Source organism: Pseudomonas paracarnis, assembly GCF_904063055.1.
GTDB lineage: Bacteria > Pseudomonadota > Gammaproteobacteria > Pseudomonadales > Pseudomonadaceae > Aquipseudomonas > Aquipseudomonas paracarnis.
Map to the genome: position 1 here is coordinate 256,565 of NZ_CAJFCN010000008.1, position 14,726 is coordinate 271,290.

11 protein-coding genes are annotated in these 14,726 nt (G+C 59.6%); 5 read left to right on the forward strand and 6 right to left on the reverse strand.

Features of this window, described 5'->3' with window-relative positions:
• Window positions 1-3,636, forward strand: coding sequence for a transporter substrate-binding domain-containing protein (locus JMV15_RS18830; RefSeq protein WP_201491859.1), 3,636 nt, complete (start codon window positions 1-3; stop codon window positions 3,634-3,636).
• A 70-nt stretch (window positions 3,637-3,706) separates the two neighbouring features.
• Here the strand turns inward: JMV15_RS18830 and JMV15_RS18835 are convergent, their stop codons facing one another.
• Both JMV15_RS18835 and JMV15_RS18840 read right to left on the reverse strand, forming a co-directional pair.
• Window positions 3,707-4,189, reverse strand: coding sequence for a GAF domain-containing protein (locus tag JMV15_RS18835; protein WP_014717684.1), 483 nt, complete (start codon window positions 4,187-4,189; stop codon window positions 3,707-3,709).
• Window positions 4,186-5,076: an ATP-binding protein gene (locus JMV15_RS18840; RefSeq protein WP_019820351.1), complete on the reverse strand. Its 891-nt coding sequence runs from the start codon at window positions 5,074-5,076 to the stop codon at window positions 4,186-4,188. The genes JMV15_RS18835 and JMV15_RS18840 overlap by 4 nt, the downstream gene beginning before the upstream one ends.
• A 164-nt stretch (window positions 5,077-5,240) precedes the next feature.
• Between JMV15_RS18840 and JMV15_RS28895 the strand changes: the two genes are divergently transcribed.
• Window positions 5,241-7,550, forward strand: a complete 2,310-nt coding sequence (locus tag JMV15_RS28895; protein WP_014717682.1) for a hybrid sensor histidine kinase/response regulator — start codon at window positions 5,241-5,243, stop codon at window positions 7,548-7,550.
• A gap of 21 nt (window positions 7,551-7,571) precedes the next feature.
• Here JMV15_RS28895 and JMV15_RS18850 read toward each other — a convergent pair whose 3' ends face one another.
• A complete protein-coding gene (locus tag JMV15_RS18850; RefSeq protein WP_014717681.1) occupies window positions 7,572-8,057 on the reverse strand; it encodes a glutathione peroxidase in 486 nt (161 codons plus the stop codon).
• Window positions 8,058-8,206: 149 nt separating this feature from the next.
• Window positions 8,207-8,599 carry a peptide-methionine (R)-S-oxide reductase MsrB gene (msrB, locus tag JMV15_RS18855; protein ID WP_014717680.1) on the reverse strand — a complete coding sequence of 131 codons (393 nt, stop codon included), beginning with the start codon at window positions 8,597-8,599 and terminating at the stop codon, window positions 8,207-8,209.
• 202 nt (window positions 8,600-8,801) lie between these two features.
• Here msrB and JMV15_RS18860 point away from each other — a divergent pair, with 202 nt between their 5' ends.
• Together JMV15_RS18860 and htpX are read left to right on the forward strand one after the other, a co-directional pair.
• Complete coding sequence (locus JMV15_RS18860) at window positions 8,802-10,013, forward strand: pyridoxal phosphate-dependent aminotransferase (protein ID WP_003209058.1); 1,212 nt, start codon at window positions 8,802-8,804, stop codon at window positions 10,011-10,013.
• Window positions 10,014-10,316: 303 nt separating this feature from the next.
• Window positions 10,317-11,204 (forward strand): protease HtpX, encoded by an 888-nt coding sequence (gene htpX, locus JMV15_RS18865; protein ID WP_003189904.1) that lies wholly within the window; start codon window positions 10,317-10,319, stop codon window positions 11,202-11,204.
• A 90-nt stretch (window positions 11,205-11,294) separates the two neighbouring features.
• On the opposite strand, the gene JMV15_RS18870 is transcribed toward htpX, so the two are convergent.
• Window positions 11,295-11,951 carry a thiopurine S-methyltransferase gene (locus JMV15_RS18870; protein WP_038449539.1) on the reverse strand — a complete coding sequence of 219 codons (657 nt, stop codon included), beginning with the start codon at window positions 11,949-11,951 and terminating at the stop codon, window positions 11,295-11,297.
• Window positions 11,952-12,053: 102 nt separating this feature from the next.
• On the opposite strand from JMV15_RS18870, the gene JMV15_RS18875 reads away from it, so the two are divergent.
• On the forward strand, window positions 12,054-12,821 hold the full coding sequence (locus JMV15_RS18875) for a DODA-type extradiol aromatic ring-opening family dioxygenase (RefSeq protein ID WP_014717678.1): 768 nt from the start codon (window positions 12,054-12,056) through the stop codon (window positions 12,819-12,821).
• A gap of 193 nt (window positions 12,822-13,014) precedes the next feature.
• Here JMV15_RS18875 and JMV15_RS18880 read toward each other — a convergent pair whose 3' ends face one another.
• Window positions 13,015-14,688, reverse strand: coding sequence for a DEAD/DEAH box helicase (locus tag JMV15_RS18880; protein ID WP_014717677.1), 1,674 nt, complete (start codon window positions 14,686-14,688; stop codon window positions 13,015-13,017).
• Window positions 14,689-14,726 lie beyond the last annotated feature (38 nt).

Sequence of the window (14,726 nt, forward strand, 5' to 3'; positions counted from 1 at the left end):
ATGCCCAGGCGTATAAAGGACTATCTGATTATATTAAGTGCCGGTTTGTACTTCAGCACAACTGTGCTGGCAGAGCACCAAACCAGCCCGGAACGCTTCACCCTCTTGAGTCGTGCGGGAGCTGTACAACTGGACACTCATTTTGACAAGGCCCAGCGCCAGTGGCTGCATAACAAACGTGAACTAACGCTGGGTACATCCAGTCCTGACTACCCACCCTTTGACCTCACGTCCAGCGGACATGATTATGAAGGCCTTACCGCCGATTACGCGGGATTGCTGGCCAAGGCACTCTCCCTGCCCATCACTGTGATGCGCTACCCGTCCCGGGCGGCTGCCATTCGCGCCCTGGAAGCCGGGGAAATCGACTTGTTGGGCTCCTCCAACGGCTTTGAGGCTGCAACGCCGAATCTGATCCTCTCCGAACCCTATGCGGTAGACCAGCCAGTCCTGGTCACACGCGAGGGAGAAACCCGCAGCCTCAGTGAAGGCCTCGACGGGCTGCGCCTGAGCCTTGTCTATCACTACCTGCCGCTTAATGAGGTGGAAAAGCTGTACCCCAAGGCGATCATCCGCGCCTACCCCTCTTATCAGAATGCCTTGAATGCAGTGGCCTTCGACCAGGCGGATGTGTTTCTCGGTGACACCATTTCCACCCATTACATGATCAACAAGGGCTACCTCAAAAACATTCGCATGGCCAACTTCGGCAAGCATGAAGCTTATGGCTTCAGCTTTGCCACGCGTCAGGACAACCGGATGCTCTTGAGCATTGTCGATTCAGCACTGGCTTCGGTGCCCATCAATGAACGGGAGAGCATCGCCAAGCGTTGGAGTGCCGGCAGCGATATCCTGCTGACCGACAAGAAACTGCAACTGACCCAGCGCGAAGAGCGTTGGCTCAAAGACCACCCGGTGGTGACGGTCATCGTCAACGAAACCTTCGCGCCACTGACATTTTTCGATGCGGACGGCAACTTTCGCGGGATCACCGCGGACCTGCTGGAATTGATCCGCCTGCGCACCGGCCTGCGTTTTTCGGTACAACGTGGGCGCGACGTCAACGCGATGATCGACCAGGTCGCGACCCAGAAAGTCGATATGATCGGGGCCATCGTTCCCAGCAACGAGCGAGACCCACAACTTAATTTCAGCCGCCCTTACCTCGAAAACTCCTATGTGCTGTTGACGCGCAAAGAGCCAGGAGCGCCGTCGAACATGGAGCAAATGGCCGGAAAGCGCCTGGCGATAACCCAGGGTAACCCCTTGGCCGCAACCTTGACCAAGGACTTTCCTGAGATTCACCTGGTGGAAACCAGTGATACATTCAGAGCATCCGAGCTGCTCGCACAGGGACAAGCAGATGGGGCCGTGAACACCCTGGTGATCGCCAACTACTTCCTGTCTTCCCAGGTTTTCCAGGACCGCCTGCAAATCAGCGCCAGCATCGGCACCACCCCCGCAACATTCACCCTGGCCACCTCGCGCCAAGCCACGGAGTTGAGCTCGATCCTCGACAAGGCCCTGCTCAGCATTGCCCCGGATGAAATGGGCGTGATCAACAGCCGCTGGCGGGGCTACACCGCCGCGTCCGACAGTTACTGGCGAAACTATCATCAGTTGATCGCGCGCATCATCATCGGCACCGGCCTGTTGCTGTTGATTTCCTTGGCCTGGAACGCCTACATGCGGCGCCAGATCAAGCATCGAAAAATGGCCGAACGCGCCCTCAACGATCAGTTCGAGTTCATGCGCGCGCTGGTCAATGAGACGCCGCATCCGATCTACGTGCGCGACCGCAATGGCCTGCTGCAGACCTGCAACGACAGCTACCTGCAGGTGTTCGACGTCAAGCGTGAAGACGTGATCGGCAAAAGCGTGACCCAGATGAGCATGGCCCTGGAGTCGGAGGCGGCCCAGTACCATGCTGACTATCTGCGCGTGGTGGCCGAGGGCAACCCGCTGATCCTCGATCGCAGCCTGCATATCCACGACAGGAAACTGACCATCTACCACTGGATCCTGCCTTACCGCGACTCCACGGGTGAAGTCCAAGGCATCATCGGTGGCTGGATCGATATCAGTGACCGACGCCAGCTATTCGATGAACTGCGCGCCGCCAAGGAGCGTGCCGACGAGGCCAATCGCGCCAAGAGCACGTTCCTGGCCACCATGAGCCACGAGATTCGCACCCCGATGAACGCCGTGATCGGCATGCTCGAACTGACGCTCAAGCGCGCCGATCAAGGGCATCTTGACCGTCCGGCAATCGAAGTGGCGTACAACTCGGCCAGAGACCTGCTGGAACTGATCGGTGACATCCTCGACATCGCGCGTATCGAGTCGGGCCGCCTCAGCCTGGCGCCGGAGCGCGTGAACCTGCGGGAGGTCATTGAATCAGTGGTGCGCGTGTTCGACGGTCTTGCACGGCAAAAAACCCTCAGCCTGCTGCTGGAGTTCAAGCCCGACCTTAACGATATCGAGGTGCTGATAGACCCGCTGCGCTTCAAGCAGGTGCTCTCGAACCTTGTGAGCAACGCGATCAAGTTCACCGAACAGGGGCAGGTCAAGATCAAGGTTGAACTGCAGCCTACCCAGGCACCGGAGCAGATCGAGCTGAAACTGGTGGTGGAAGACACCGGCATCGGCATCAGTCGGGAGGACCAACTGCGCCTGTTCGAACCCTTTGCGCAAGCAGACAATTCCGGGCAACTGGCCCGTAGTGGTGCGGGCCTGGGGCTGGTGATCTGCCGCAGCCTGTGCGCGATGATGGGCGGCCAACTGAGCCTGAGCAGCGTGCCCATGGTGGGCACCCAGGTGCACGTCAACCTGAGCATGCCCCGCTTGCAAGCGGTCCAGCCGGTAGGTGACCAAACGCCGCAAAAGCCGGCTACCGCACTGATGCTTAATGTACTGGTGGTCGACGATCACCCGGCGAACCGCCTGCTGATGTGCCAGCAGCTGGGCTACCTGGGCCATAAATTCACCGCTGCCGAGCACGGTGCGGCGGGGTTCCAGGCCTGGCGTAAAGAGCATTTCGACTTAGTGATTGCCGACTGCAATATGCCCATCATGAATGGCTATGAACTGAGTCGCTCAATCCGTGAGTATGAGCAGCGCGAGCAATTGGTGCCCTGCGTGGTACTGGGCTTTACCGCCAACGCCCAGCCAGAGGAAAGGCAACGGTGCGTGCAAGCCGGCATGGATGACTGCCTGTTCAAGCCCATCAGCCTTACCGTGCTGGAGCGCCAACTGACACACATTGTCCCTAAAGCCGTGCACCCACGGCTGGACCTCGAATGCCTGGAAGCGCTGACCGGCGGTGATCCCCACTTGAGTCGACGCTTGCTGGAGGAACTGCTGAGCAGCAGCCTTCACGACCGCCAGCTGCTTATCGAACTGCTGGATCGACACGCGCCCCTCTCAGACATCATTGAGCAAGCTCACAAGATCAAAGGCGCGGCCCGTATCGTGCAAGCCCACTCATTGGCGGGGCAATGCGAAGCCTTGGAGCAAACCTGCTCTCGCAATGAGGAGTGGGCGGTGATCGAAAGCGGCATCAAGGCACTGGAACAACTCATGCTGGAATTGGAAAAGATGTTGCAGGTTCAGCTGGATGAGCTGCCAGGCCAATAAGTGCAACAGCCGGTAGCCCAAGGAACGAGCAAACGCGCTCCTTGCGCTACCGGCATAAACACCCGCCGCTTCAGCAGTCGGTCAATCGCAGGAAAATCGCCGCCAAGCGCTCGATCCCCACCTGGTCCTGGGGGGTAAACCGGGCCAAGGACGGGCTGTCGAGGTCAAGGACGCCAATCAATTGACCGTCCTTGACCAAGGGCACCACCAATTCACTGTTCGAAGCGCTGTCGCAGGCAATATGGCCTGGGAATGCGTGCACATCTTCCACGCGCTGGGTTTGCCGCGTTGCCGCAGCCGCACCACACACGCCACGACCGAACGGAATGCGCACACAGGCGATTTGCCCCTGAAATGGCCCAAGCACCAGCTCTTCATTGCGATTAAGGTAAAAACCCGCCCAGTTCAAGTCATCCAGCTGGTTGAACAGGAACGCGGAAAACTGCGCACTGTTGGCAATAAAATCGCGTTCATCAGCCAACAGCGACTCCAGTTGCGCGCACAGCATGGCATAGCCATCAAGGCCGCTGCCGGCCTGTTGTAGATCGATCATGGTTGACGTTCCAGCAATTTGAGACCTACCCAGTAACGGGCGAATTGATAGGCACACCGACCATTGCGGTTGCCGCGCCCAGTGGCCCAGCGTACCGCGAGGACATCAAGCTGTTCATCGCGCTGCCACTGCAAGCCGGCCTTGCTGGCCAGCTCACCGATCCAGTGCTCCACCACATCCAGGAAATGCTCCTGGCTAAACGGGTAGAAAGACAACCACAAACCAAAACGATCCGACAAGGCAATCTTGTCTTCAACCGCCTCGCTCGGGTGCAACTCGCCATCCACGCGTTTCCAGTTGTCATTGTCGCTCTGGTTTTCCGGCACCAGATGGCGACGGTTGGACGTGGCATACAGCAGCACGTTTTCCGGCGCCTGCTCCAGGGAGCCATCCAGCACGCTCTTGAGCACCCGATAGTCACCTTCGCCGGCCTCGAACGACAGGTCATCGCAAAATAAAATAAAGCGTTGTGGTAGCTTGATCAGTTGCTCGACCACCCGCGGCAGGTCCGCCAGGTGGTCACGCTCGATCTCGATCAAGCGCAGGCCCGCGTTGGCGTGCTGGGCGAGCAAGGCACGGACCATGGAAGACTTGCCGGTGCCACGCGAACCCCACAACAGCGCATGGTTGGCGGGCAAACCGTCGAGGAACTGTTGGGTGTTGCGCGCCAGTTGTTCACGTTGCTTGTCGACACCTATCAGGTCCGACAAGCGCATGTCCAGGCTGACCTCCAGCGGCAACAGGAAGCCATTGCGGCCTTCGCGCTGCCAACGGGCGGCGAGGCATTGGTTCCAGTCGATCGCTTGGCGCGGTGCGGGTAACAACGGTTCCAGGCGAGCCAGCACCGCATCGGCACGCTCAAGAAAGGCATTCAATCGAGAATCCACAGCTATTCCTCTGGCAAGTTCTTGCAAAAGATGGCGTATTGGCAACCCTGCGGCACACTGCATGGGCTGCATCAAACAAACGATTCATGCCGGGCAAGCCAAAGCTTGTGGATGTTCAGCTATGCTTGCCGGGCGAAGGGAAACGCTAAGTGGTTCAACACTCGATGGATATCAAGTTCGCCCACCGCTTGTCTTATAAACAAGCCAGATTGACTGTGCTGGTCGGTTTCGTGTTGGGAACCTTGCTCAGCCTGATCCAAATCGGCATTGATTATGCCAGCGAAGACGCATCCATCAACCGTGAAATACGCTCACTGATTGAAATCAGCCATAACCCGGCGTCACGCATCGCCTACAACATCGATGCCGAACTCGCCCAGGAACTGACCCTGGGCCTGCTGCACTCCCCTGCCATCATCCGCGCGCAGTTGATCGACAACAATGGCGTGGTGCTGGCCGACGTCAACCGCCCGCGCAAAGAAAGCAACTATCGGCCCGTCAGCGATTTTCTGTTTGGGGCCAATCGCCAGTTTGAAGACCGGCTGTTTCTCAGCCATATGCCCAACGACTCCCTGGGTGTGCTACGCCTGGACGTCGATACCTATGCCTTTGGCAGCCGTTTCCTGCATCGCGCCGAGATCACCCTGCTCAACGGCTTCGCCCGCAGCCTGCTGCTCACCGGGATTTTGCTGGGCCTGTTCTATGTGATGCTCACCCAACCGCTGGTGCGCATTATTCGCGAACTGAGCACACGCAAACAGGCGCGACTGGATTGCCCCGCGGGGCATGAACACGATGAAATCGGCGTGCTGGTCAATGTCGCTAACCAGCAATTTGAAAACATGGAAACCGAGATCCAGCAACGGCGCCACGCCGAAGACCGCCTCACGGAGTACCTGGGGCAGCTGGAAAATATCGTTTCGGCGCGCACCCTTGAACTCAAGGCCAGCAACCAACGCTTGAGCCAGTCCAACGATGAGCTGGAAGCAGCGAAAATGACGGCGTTGGGCATGGCCCAGGCGCGGGCGGCATTCCTGGCCAATATGAGCCATGAAATCCGCACGCCACTCAATGGGCTGCTGGGCATGATTGCCCTGTCACTGGACAGCCCGCTGACTGCCGAACAGCGCCAGCAACTGTCCATTGCCCATGACTCAGGTAAAGTGCTGGTGGAGTTGCTCAACGATATCCTCGATCTGTCCAAATTCGACGCTGGGCAACTGGAGCTGGAGCATATTCCGTTCGACCTGGGCTCCCTGGTGGAGGACACCGCCAACCTGCTGTCGCAAAACGCGGCGCCGAGTGTGGAGTTGACCTGCCTGATCGACCCGCGATTTCCCGCCCAGGTGATCGGCGACCCAACCCGTGTGCGGCAAATCGTCAGCAACTTGCTCTCCAATGCCTTGAAGTTCACCCGCTTTGGCCGCGTCGACGTGCGCCTGCGCGCCTCGGCAGGCAGGGTCAGCATCGAAGTGTGCGATACCGGCATTGGCATCGCTCAGGAAGCCCAAGTGAAAATTTTCCAACCATTCACCCAGGCCGGCGCTGGCATCACCCGCCAGTTTGGTGGAACGGGATTGGGCCTGGCGTTGACCCATAACCTGTGCGAAGCCATGCAAGGTCGTTTGAGTATCAGCTCGGAGGTGGGCTTTGGCAGCCAGTTCTGCGCCGACCTCCCGCTGCCCGCGCATCTGCCTGCCACACGCTATGCACCGCTCACCGGCGAGGTGATCGCCATCACCAACGCCGGCGGCGGGCTGACGGAGCTGCTCACCACCCTGCTACCCTCTTGGGGGCTGACGCCGCGCTGCTACTCCCAGGACGATGATCTGAGCGGGCTGGCGCCCGACCTGTTGATCACCGACTGCCCTGAATGCCTGTTCCGCTTGCGCCCGGGCATCAGCGCGCCGATTCTGCTGGTCACCGCCTACGGCAACTTTTTGCCCAGCGCTGAAGTCGCGGCCCTGGCGCCGCTGCAGCAACAAGCCCGCCCGTTGAGCCGCAACGCGCTGTACCAGATCCTGCAACGCAACCTGCGCAGCGACGCGCAACTGGTCCTCGATCCGGTGCAGATAGAAGCCGCACCGCTTGCGCACCGCGCGCGCATCCTGCTGGTGGAGGACAACGCGGTCAACCAACTGGTGGCCAAGGGCATGCTCAGCAAGCTCGGGTGCGAGGTGATCGTCGCGGCCCACGGTGGCGAAGCCCTCAAGCTGCTGGAGGATCAGCGCTTCGATATGGTGTTGATGGACTGCAACATGCCCGTGATGGATGGCTATGAGGCCAGCCGACAGATTCGTCGCAGCGGGCGGTGGCCGGACTTGCCCATCGTGGCCTTGACCGCCAACGCGATGGCCGAAGAACGCGAGCGTTGCCGGGCCGCGGGAATGAACGATTACCTGGCCAAGCCGTTTCGCCGGGAAGAACTCAACGCCTTGCTGGAGCTGTGGGTACCGAAGACCATCAGCCTCTGAGGGGTACCCGCAATGCTTAGGTCATTTGAGCAGGGCTTCGATCTCCTGGGTCAAGTCCTGGGGCTTGGTGGTTGGCGCAAAGCGCTTGACCTGCTGGCCATCACGGCCGATGAGGAACTTGGTGAAGTTCCACTTGATGTTCTTGGAACCCAGTAGTCCCGGGGCCTGTTTTTTCAACTGCACGAACAGCGGGTGGGCATCGCTGCCATTGACGTCGATTTTCTTGAACAGCGGAAAACTGACGCCGAAATTCAGCTCGCAGAACTCGGATATCGCGCCTTCGTTGCCCGGTTCCTGCTTGCCGAACTGGTTGCAGGGAAAGCCGAGCACCACCAGGCCTTGGTCCTTGTATTGCTGCCAAAGCTGCTCAAGGCCCTTGTACTGCGGGGTGAAGCCGCATTTGCTGGCGGTGTTGACCACCAAAATGGCCTTGCCGGCAAAATCGGCCAAGGTCTTTTGTTCACCCTTTATGGTGGTGCAAGGGATGCTCAGCAGGGAGTCGCTCATGGCAATGCCTCAGTCAGGAAAAAAGAGCCTTATTTGTAGGAGCGAGCTTGCTCGCGAAAAACTATCAGGCGCCGCGTTCATTCAGAAAAACCCGCGTTATTGTTGACGTTTTTCGCGAGCACGCTCGCTCCTGCAGGGACCATGCAAGCCTAGCGCGGCACCAGCTCCAGGCATACCGAGTTGATGCAGTAGCGCAGGCCCGTCGGCGGCGGACCATCCGGGAACACATGCCCCAGGTGTGCGTCACACTTGGCACAGGTGACTTCGGTACGAATCATGCCGTGGCTGACATCGCGGATCTCGACCATCGCGCTGTCGGCAATCGGCTCATAGAAGCTGGGCCAGCCACAGCCGGAATCAAACTTGGCCTTGGAATCGAACAGCGGCTCGTTGCAGCAGATGCAGTGGTAGACGCCGTCGGTCTTGGTGGCGTTGTACTTGCCGCTGAACGGTCGCTCGGTACCTTTGAGACGGCACACGTTGTACTGCTCCGGATCGAGCATCGCCTTCCATTCATCTACAGTTTTCTGCAACTTTTCCATCGGTACACCTCGGCAACTGAAAAACCCTGATCTGTGTCTTTTCCATGGATCAGACGGCACGTATGATTGCGCCTCTTCAAAACGCCAGTCTGGCACCCGCGCCATCGGCATTCAAACGTATTTATGGGTGCGGGCCGTGCAGGCTTCACCCTACGGTAGTGCCTACGCCGTCGGGATCGTTCATTTTCAGGATCACATCGCCATGCAGGTCAGCAAATCGAACAAGCTCGCCAACGTCTGCTATGACATTCGCGGCCCGGTGCTCAAGCACGCCAAACGCCTGGAAGAGGAAGGCCATCGCATCCTCAAGCTGAACATTGGCAACCCGGCGCCGTTTGGTTTCGAAGCGCCGGACGAAATCCTCCAGGATGTGATCCGCAACCTGCCGACCGCCCAGGGCTACAGCGACTCCAAAGGCCTGTTCAGCGCGCGCAAGGCGGTGATGCAGTACTACCAGCAGAAGCAGGTCGAAGGTGTCGGCATCGAGGACATCTACCTGGGCAACGGCGTGTCCGAGCTGATCGTGATGTCCATGCAGGCATTGCTCAACAACGGCGATGAAGTCCTGGTGCCAGCCCCGGATTACCCGCTGTGGACCGCCGCCGTGACCTTGGCGGGCGGCCACCCGGTGCATTACCTGTGTGATGAGGGCGCCGACTGGTTCCCGGACCTGGCCGACATCAAGGCCAAGATCACGCCCAACACCAAGGCTCTGGTGATCATCAACCCGAACAACCCCACCGGCGCCGTGTACTCCAGGGAAGTATTGCTGGGCATGCTGGAACTGGCGCGTCAGCACAACCTGGTGGTGTTCTCCGACGAGATCTACGACAAGATCCTCTATGATGACGCCGTGCATATCTGCACCGCCTCCCTGGCCCCGGACCTGCTGTGCCTGACCTTCAATGGCCTGTCCAAGTCCTACCGCGTGGCGGGTTTCCGCTCCGGCTGGATCGCCATCTCCGGGCCCAAGCACAATGCGCAAAGCTATATAGAAGGCATCGACATGCTGGCCAACATGCGCCTGTGCGCCAACGTACCTAGCCAGCACGCGATCCAGACCGCCCTCGGCGGCTACCAGAGCATCAATGACCTGGTCTTGCCTCAAGGCCGCCTGCTGGAGCAGCGTAACCGCACCTGGGAGTTGCTCAACGCTATCCCCGGCGTGAGCTGTGTGAAGCCCATGGGTGCGCTCTATGCGTTCCCGCGGATCGACCCGAAAGTCTGCCCGATCCTCAACGATGAGAAGTTCGTGCTCGACCTGCTGCTGTCGGAAAAACTGCTGGTCGTGCAAGGTACCGCCTTCAACTGGCCATGGCCGGATCACTTCCGCGTAGTGACCTTGCCACGCGTGGATGACCTGGAAATGGCCATTGGTCGCATCGGCAACTTCCTGAAGTCCTATCGCCAGTAAGGCCATTGACGCTGTACGACTCACTTGGGGTCGTACAGCGATTATCTGGCAACACTTCTGCGTCACTTACTTGCGGTTGTACTTCATTTGGCCCTGCCGAGGACGTACCCCTTATAATCACGGGGCGGCGAGGTAGTATCGGGTTGATAAGGGCTGACGATACAGGTCGGAAAATCCCTTCAAGGCCCTACGCCCGAGGCGTAGGACACAGTTTGAAATAGTCCCCCGGTTGAATCACCCCATGCCGCACCTTATATACCCCGCAGTGAGCGACATATTAAGCATGAGGAGAATTCTACAACCATGATGCGCATCCTGCTGTTCTTGGCCACTAACCTGGCGGTCGTACTGATTGCCAGCGTCACCCTGAGCCTTTTTGGCTTCAACGGGTTCATGGCGGCCAATGGGGTTGATCTGAACCTCAATCAGCTGCTGATTTTCTGTGCGGTCTTTGGTTTTGCCGGTTCGCTGTTTTCGCTGTTCATCTCCAAGTGGATGGCGAAGATGAGCACCAGCACCCAGATCATCACTCAACCCCGCACTCGCCATGAACAATGGCTGATGCAAACCGTGGAACAGTTGTCTCAAGAAGCCGGCATCAAAATGCCCGAAGTGGGGATCTTTCCGGCTTATGAGGCCAACGCCTTTGCGACCGGCTGGAACAAGAACGACGCGCTGGTGGCCGTGAGCCAGGGCCTGCTGGAGCGGTTTTCGCCCGATGAAGTCAAGGCGGTGCTGGCCCACGAGATCGGTCACGTGGCCAACGGCGACATGGTCACCCTGGCGCTGGTACAGGGCGTGGTGAACACCTTCGTGATGTTCTTCGCGCGGATCATCGGCAACTTCGTCGACAAGGTCATCTTCAAGAACGAAGAAGGCCGCGGCATTGCCTACTTCGTGGCGACCATTTTCGCCGAGTTGGTCCTGGGCTTCCTGGCCAGCGCCATCGTGATGTGGTTCTCGCGCAAACGCGAGTTCCGCGCCGACGAAGCCGGCGCACGCCTGGCGGGCACCAGCGCAATGATCGGCGCGCTGCAACGCTTGCGCTCTGAACAGGGCCTGCCGGTGCATATGCCCGACAGCCTGACCGCCTTCGGCATTAACGGCGGCATCAAGCAGGGCCTGGCTCGCCTGTTCATGAGCCACCCGCCGCTGGAAGAGCGGATTGACGCATTGCGTCGCCGCGGCTGATAGCCGGATGACTCGACAAGGGGCGATCTAATCGCCCCTTTTTTGTGCCTGCTGATTTCCCCGCTCGCGCCTACAAAAGGAAAAGGCCTTTTAGAGCCTGGTCAGCCGATAAGCACGCTCTTCAAGGCGAGTCACTCCGTCCTGCACGAACTTCCAGCTCTCCCCCAGGATGTCTCGCTCCTCCAGCCGCTCCAACGCCCAATGCGGTGCTAGCAGCACCTGCACTTCCTCGTCCGAGACAGCAAAGGGTGGGCCGGCTTTCTGCGCCTGGTCGTAATCGAGGGTAACCAGCAACCCCTGGCAGCCTGACGGCAGCAAGGCATTCAGGTGCTCGGCGTATTGCGCACGCATCAGCGGAGGCAATGCAATCAACGCGGCGCGATCATATACGCCGCGGCAACCGACCAGCGCCCGCGCATCCAGGCTGAAGAAATCGCCACACCACAGTTCGATCTGACCCGCCTGGTAGACCTTGAAGACGCCCTTATGACTGACGTGCGGCACCAGCCCCTGCTCGCTGAAGAACGCCTCAACCGCCTGCTCCGACAGCTCCACGCCCATTACCGGGTACCCCTGGCTCTCGAGCCATACCAAGTCCAGGCTTTTGCCACACAATGGCACCAGCACCTTTGCCCTCTCGGGCAACCCCAACACGGGCCAGTGCCGTTGCAAGTAGGGATTGACCTCGCGCTGATGGAAACCGATCTGATTGCTCGCCCAGCGGTCCTGCCAAAATTCAGGCTGCATGAATCACTCCGAAAATTCGATCAAAAGGCGCTAAAACTTATATTAGATTTAGATCAATGATCTGATTGAAGATGGCGTTATCTTAACCCTCAGGACCCGCTCATGCTCCCCAGCCTGTTTATCTCCCACGGCTCGCCCATGCTGGCCTTGCAACCCGGCGCCAGTGGCCCCGCGCTACAGCGCCTGGCTGCCGAGCTACCCCGCCCCAAAGCCATTGTGGTGGTGTCGGCGCATTGGGAAAGCCCGGAACTGCTGGTCAGCGGCGGTGCTGCACCGGAAACCTGGCACGACTTTGGCGGCTTTGCGCGCGAGTTGTTTGCGGTGCAATACCCCGCGCCGGGTGACCCACAGCTGGCCAGTGAGATCGTCGAGCTGCTGCACGCCGACGGTCTGGCTGCACGTATTGACGAGCAACGTCCCTTCGACCACGGCACCTGGGTCCCGCTGTCGCTGATGTATCCGGCAGCAGACCTTCCAGTGGTACAAGTTTCCTTGCCCAGCCGCCTGGGCCCCGCCCTGCAAACCCAGGTCGGGCATGCGCTCGCCAGCCTGCGCGAACAGGGCGTGCTGTTGATCGGCTCCGGCAGCATCACTCATAACCTGGGCGAACTGGATTGGCGCGCCGGGCCGGAAACGATCACCCCGTGGGCGCGGGAGTTTCGCGACTGGGTGGTCGACAAACTGGCGACCAATGACGACGCCGCCTTGCATGACTATCGGCGCCAGGCGCCACATGCCGTGCGCAACCATCCCAGCGATGAGCATTTGCTGCCGCTGTACTTTGCGCGGGGTGCCGGGGGTGATTTCAGTGTGGCGCATCAGGGCTTCACTCTGGGCGCCCTGGGCATGGATATCTATCGTTTTGGCTGACACCGCCACATCTGTGGGAGCTGGCTTGCCTGCGATAGCGGTGTATCAGTCACACACTGGCTTGCTGACTCACCGTTATCGCAGGCAAGCCAGCTCCCACAGTTGATCGCCTCGGAGACTAAAACATGAGGCAAAAAAAATCCCCGAACCAGTCGGGGATTTTTTATGTGCGATCAATCAGCCCAAGGGCAGATCAATCTTCGCGGTAGCGACGCAGCTTGAGCTGCTTACCGGCAACGCGAGTGTCTTTGAGCTTGGCCAGCAGTTTTTCCAGGCCGTCTTCCGGCAGCTCCACCAGGGAGAAGCTGTCACGCACCTGGATGCGACCGATGGCTTCACGTGCCAGGCCACCCTCGTTGAGGATAGCGCCCAGCAGGTTCTTGGCCGCGATACCATCACGCGCACCCAGCGCGGTACGGCAACGAGCACGGCCTTCGGCCAATGGCACTGGAGCGCGACGCTCGCGATCACCACGGTCTGGACGGTCGCCGGAACGCTCTGGACGATCACCGCGTGGCGCGCTGTTCGGAACCAGTGGACGTTCTTTTTCGATGGCTGCCAGGGTCAGGGCCTGACCATTGGTAGCTTTGCGCAGCAGAGCTGCAGCCAGGGCACGCGGGGTGCAACCGATATCGGCAGTCAGGCGGTCCAGCAGGTCGCCGTGGGTCGATTCAGCGTCAGCCACCAGTGGCGCCAGGCTGTTGGTCAGTTTCTTGATGCGCGCATCGAGAACGGCCTGGGCATCCGGCAGGCGGACTTCGGCAACTTTCTGGCCGGTAACACGCTCGATCACTTGCAGCATGCGACGCTCACGTGGAGTCACCAGCAGCAATGCACGGCCTTCGCGACCGGCACGGCCGGTACGGCCGATACGGTGAACGTAGGACTCTGGATCGTAAGGCATGTCAACGTTGAACACGTGGGTGATACGTGGAACGTCGAGGCCACGGGCGGCAACGTCGGTCGCCACAACGATGTCCAGACGGCCATCCTTGAGGGAGTCGATCACGCGCTCACGCTGGTTCTGGGCAATGTCACCGTTCAGCGCAGCGGCTTTGTAGCCTTTGGCTTCCAGGGCGCTGGCCAGGTCCAGGGTCGCTTGCTTGGTGCGCACGAACATGATCAGGGCGTCGAAGTCTTCGACTTCCAGCAGGCTCAATACAGCCGAGGTCTTCTGGTCAGCGTGAACCAACAGGTGAGCCTGTTCGATCGCGGTAACGGTCTGGGTCTTGGTCTGGATCTTCACGTGCTCCGGATCGCGCAGGTGGCGTTCGGCAATGGCACGGATGGACTGCGGCAGGGTAGCCGAGAACAGTACGGTCTGACGGGTCGCTGGCAGCGCCTTGAAGATGACTTCCAGGTCATCCATGAAGCCCAGCTTCAACATTTCGTCAGCTTCGTCCAGAACCAGGTGGTTCACGGTCGACAGGACTTTTTCGTCACGACGCAGGTGGTCGCACAGACGGCCCGGAGTGGCGACAACGATCTGTGCGCCATTACGGATTGCCTTGAGTTGTGGGCCCATAGGCGCGCCGCCGTAAACGGCCACAACAGTTACACCCGGCATTTGCTTGGCGTAGGTTTCAAAGGCGGTTGCTACTTGCAGCGCCAACTCACGGGTTGGCGCCAGGATCAGGGCTTGCGGCTCGCGCTTGGCAGGATCGATGCAGTGCAGAATAGGCAGGGCGAACGCGGCGGTTTTACCGGTACCGGTTTGCGCCTGGCCAATCATGTCCTTACCGGCCATGATGATCGGGATCGATTGCTGCTGAATCGCCGAAGGTTCTTCGTAGCCGGTCGCTGCGACGGCTGCAAGAATATTCGGGTTAAGATTAAAAGCGGCGAAGCCGCCGGTTTCCTGGGTCATGGGTCTGCCTCTAAGTGCATCCGCAAAGACCCATGCTC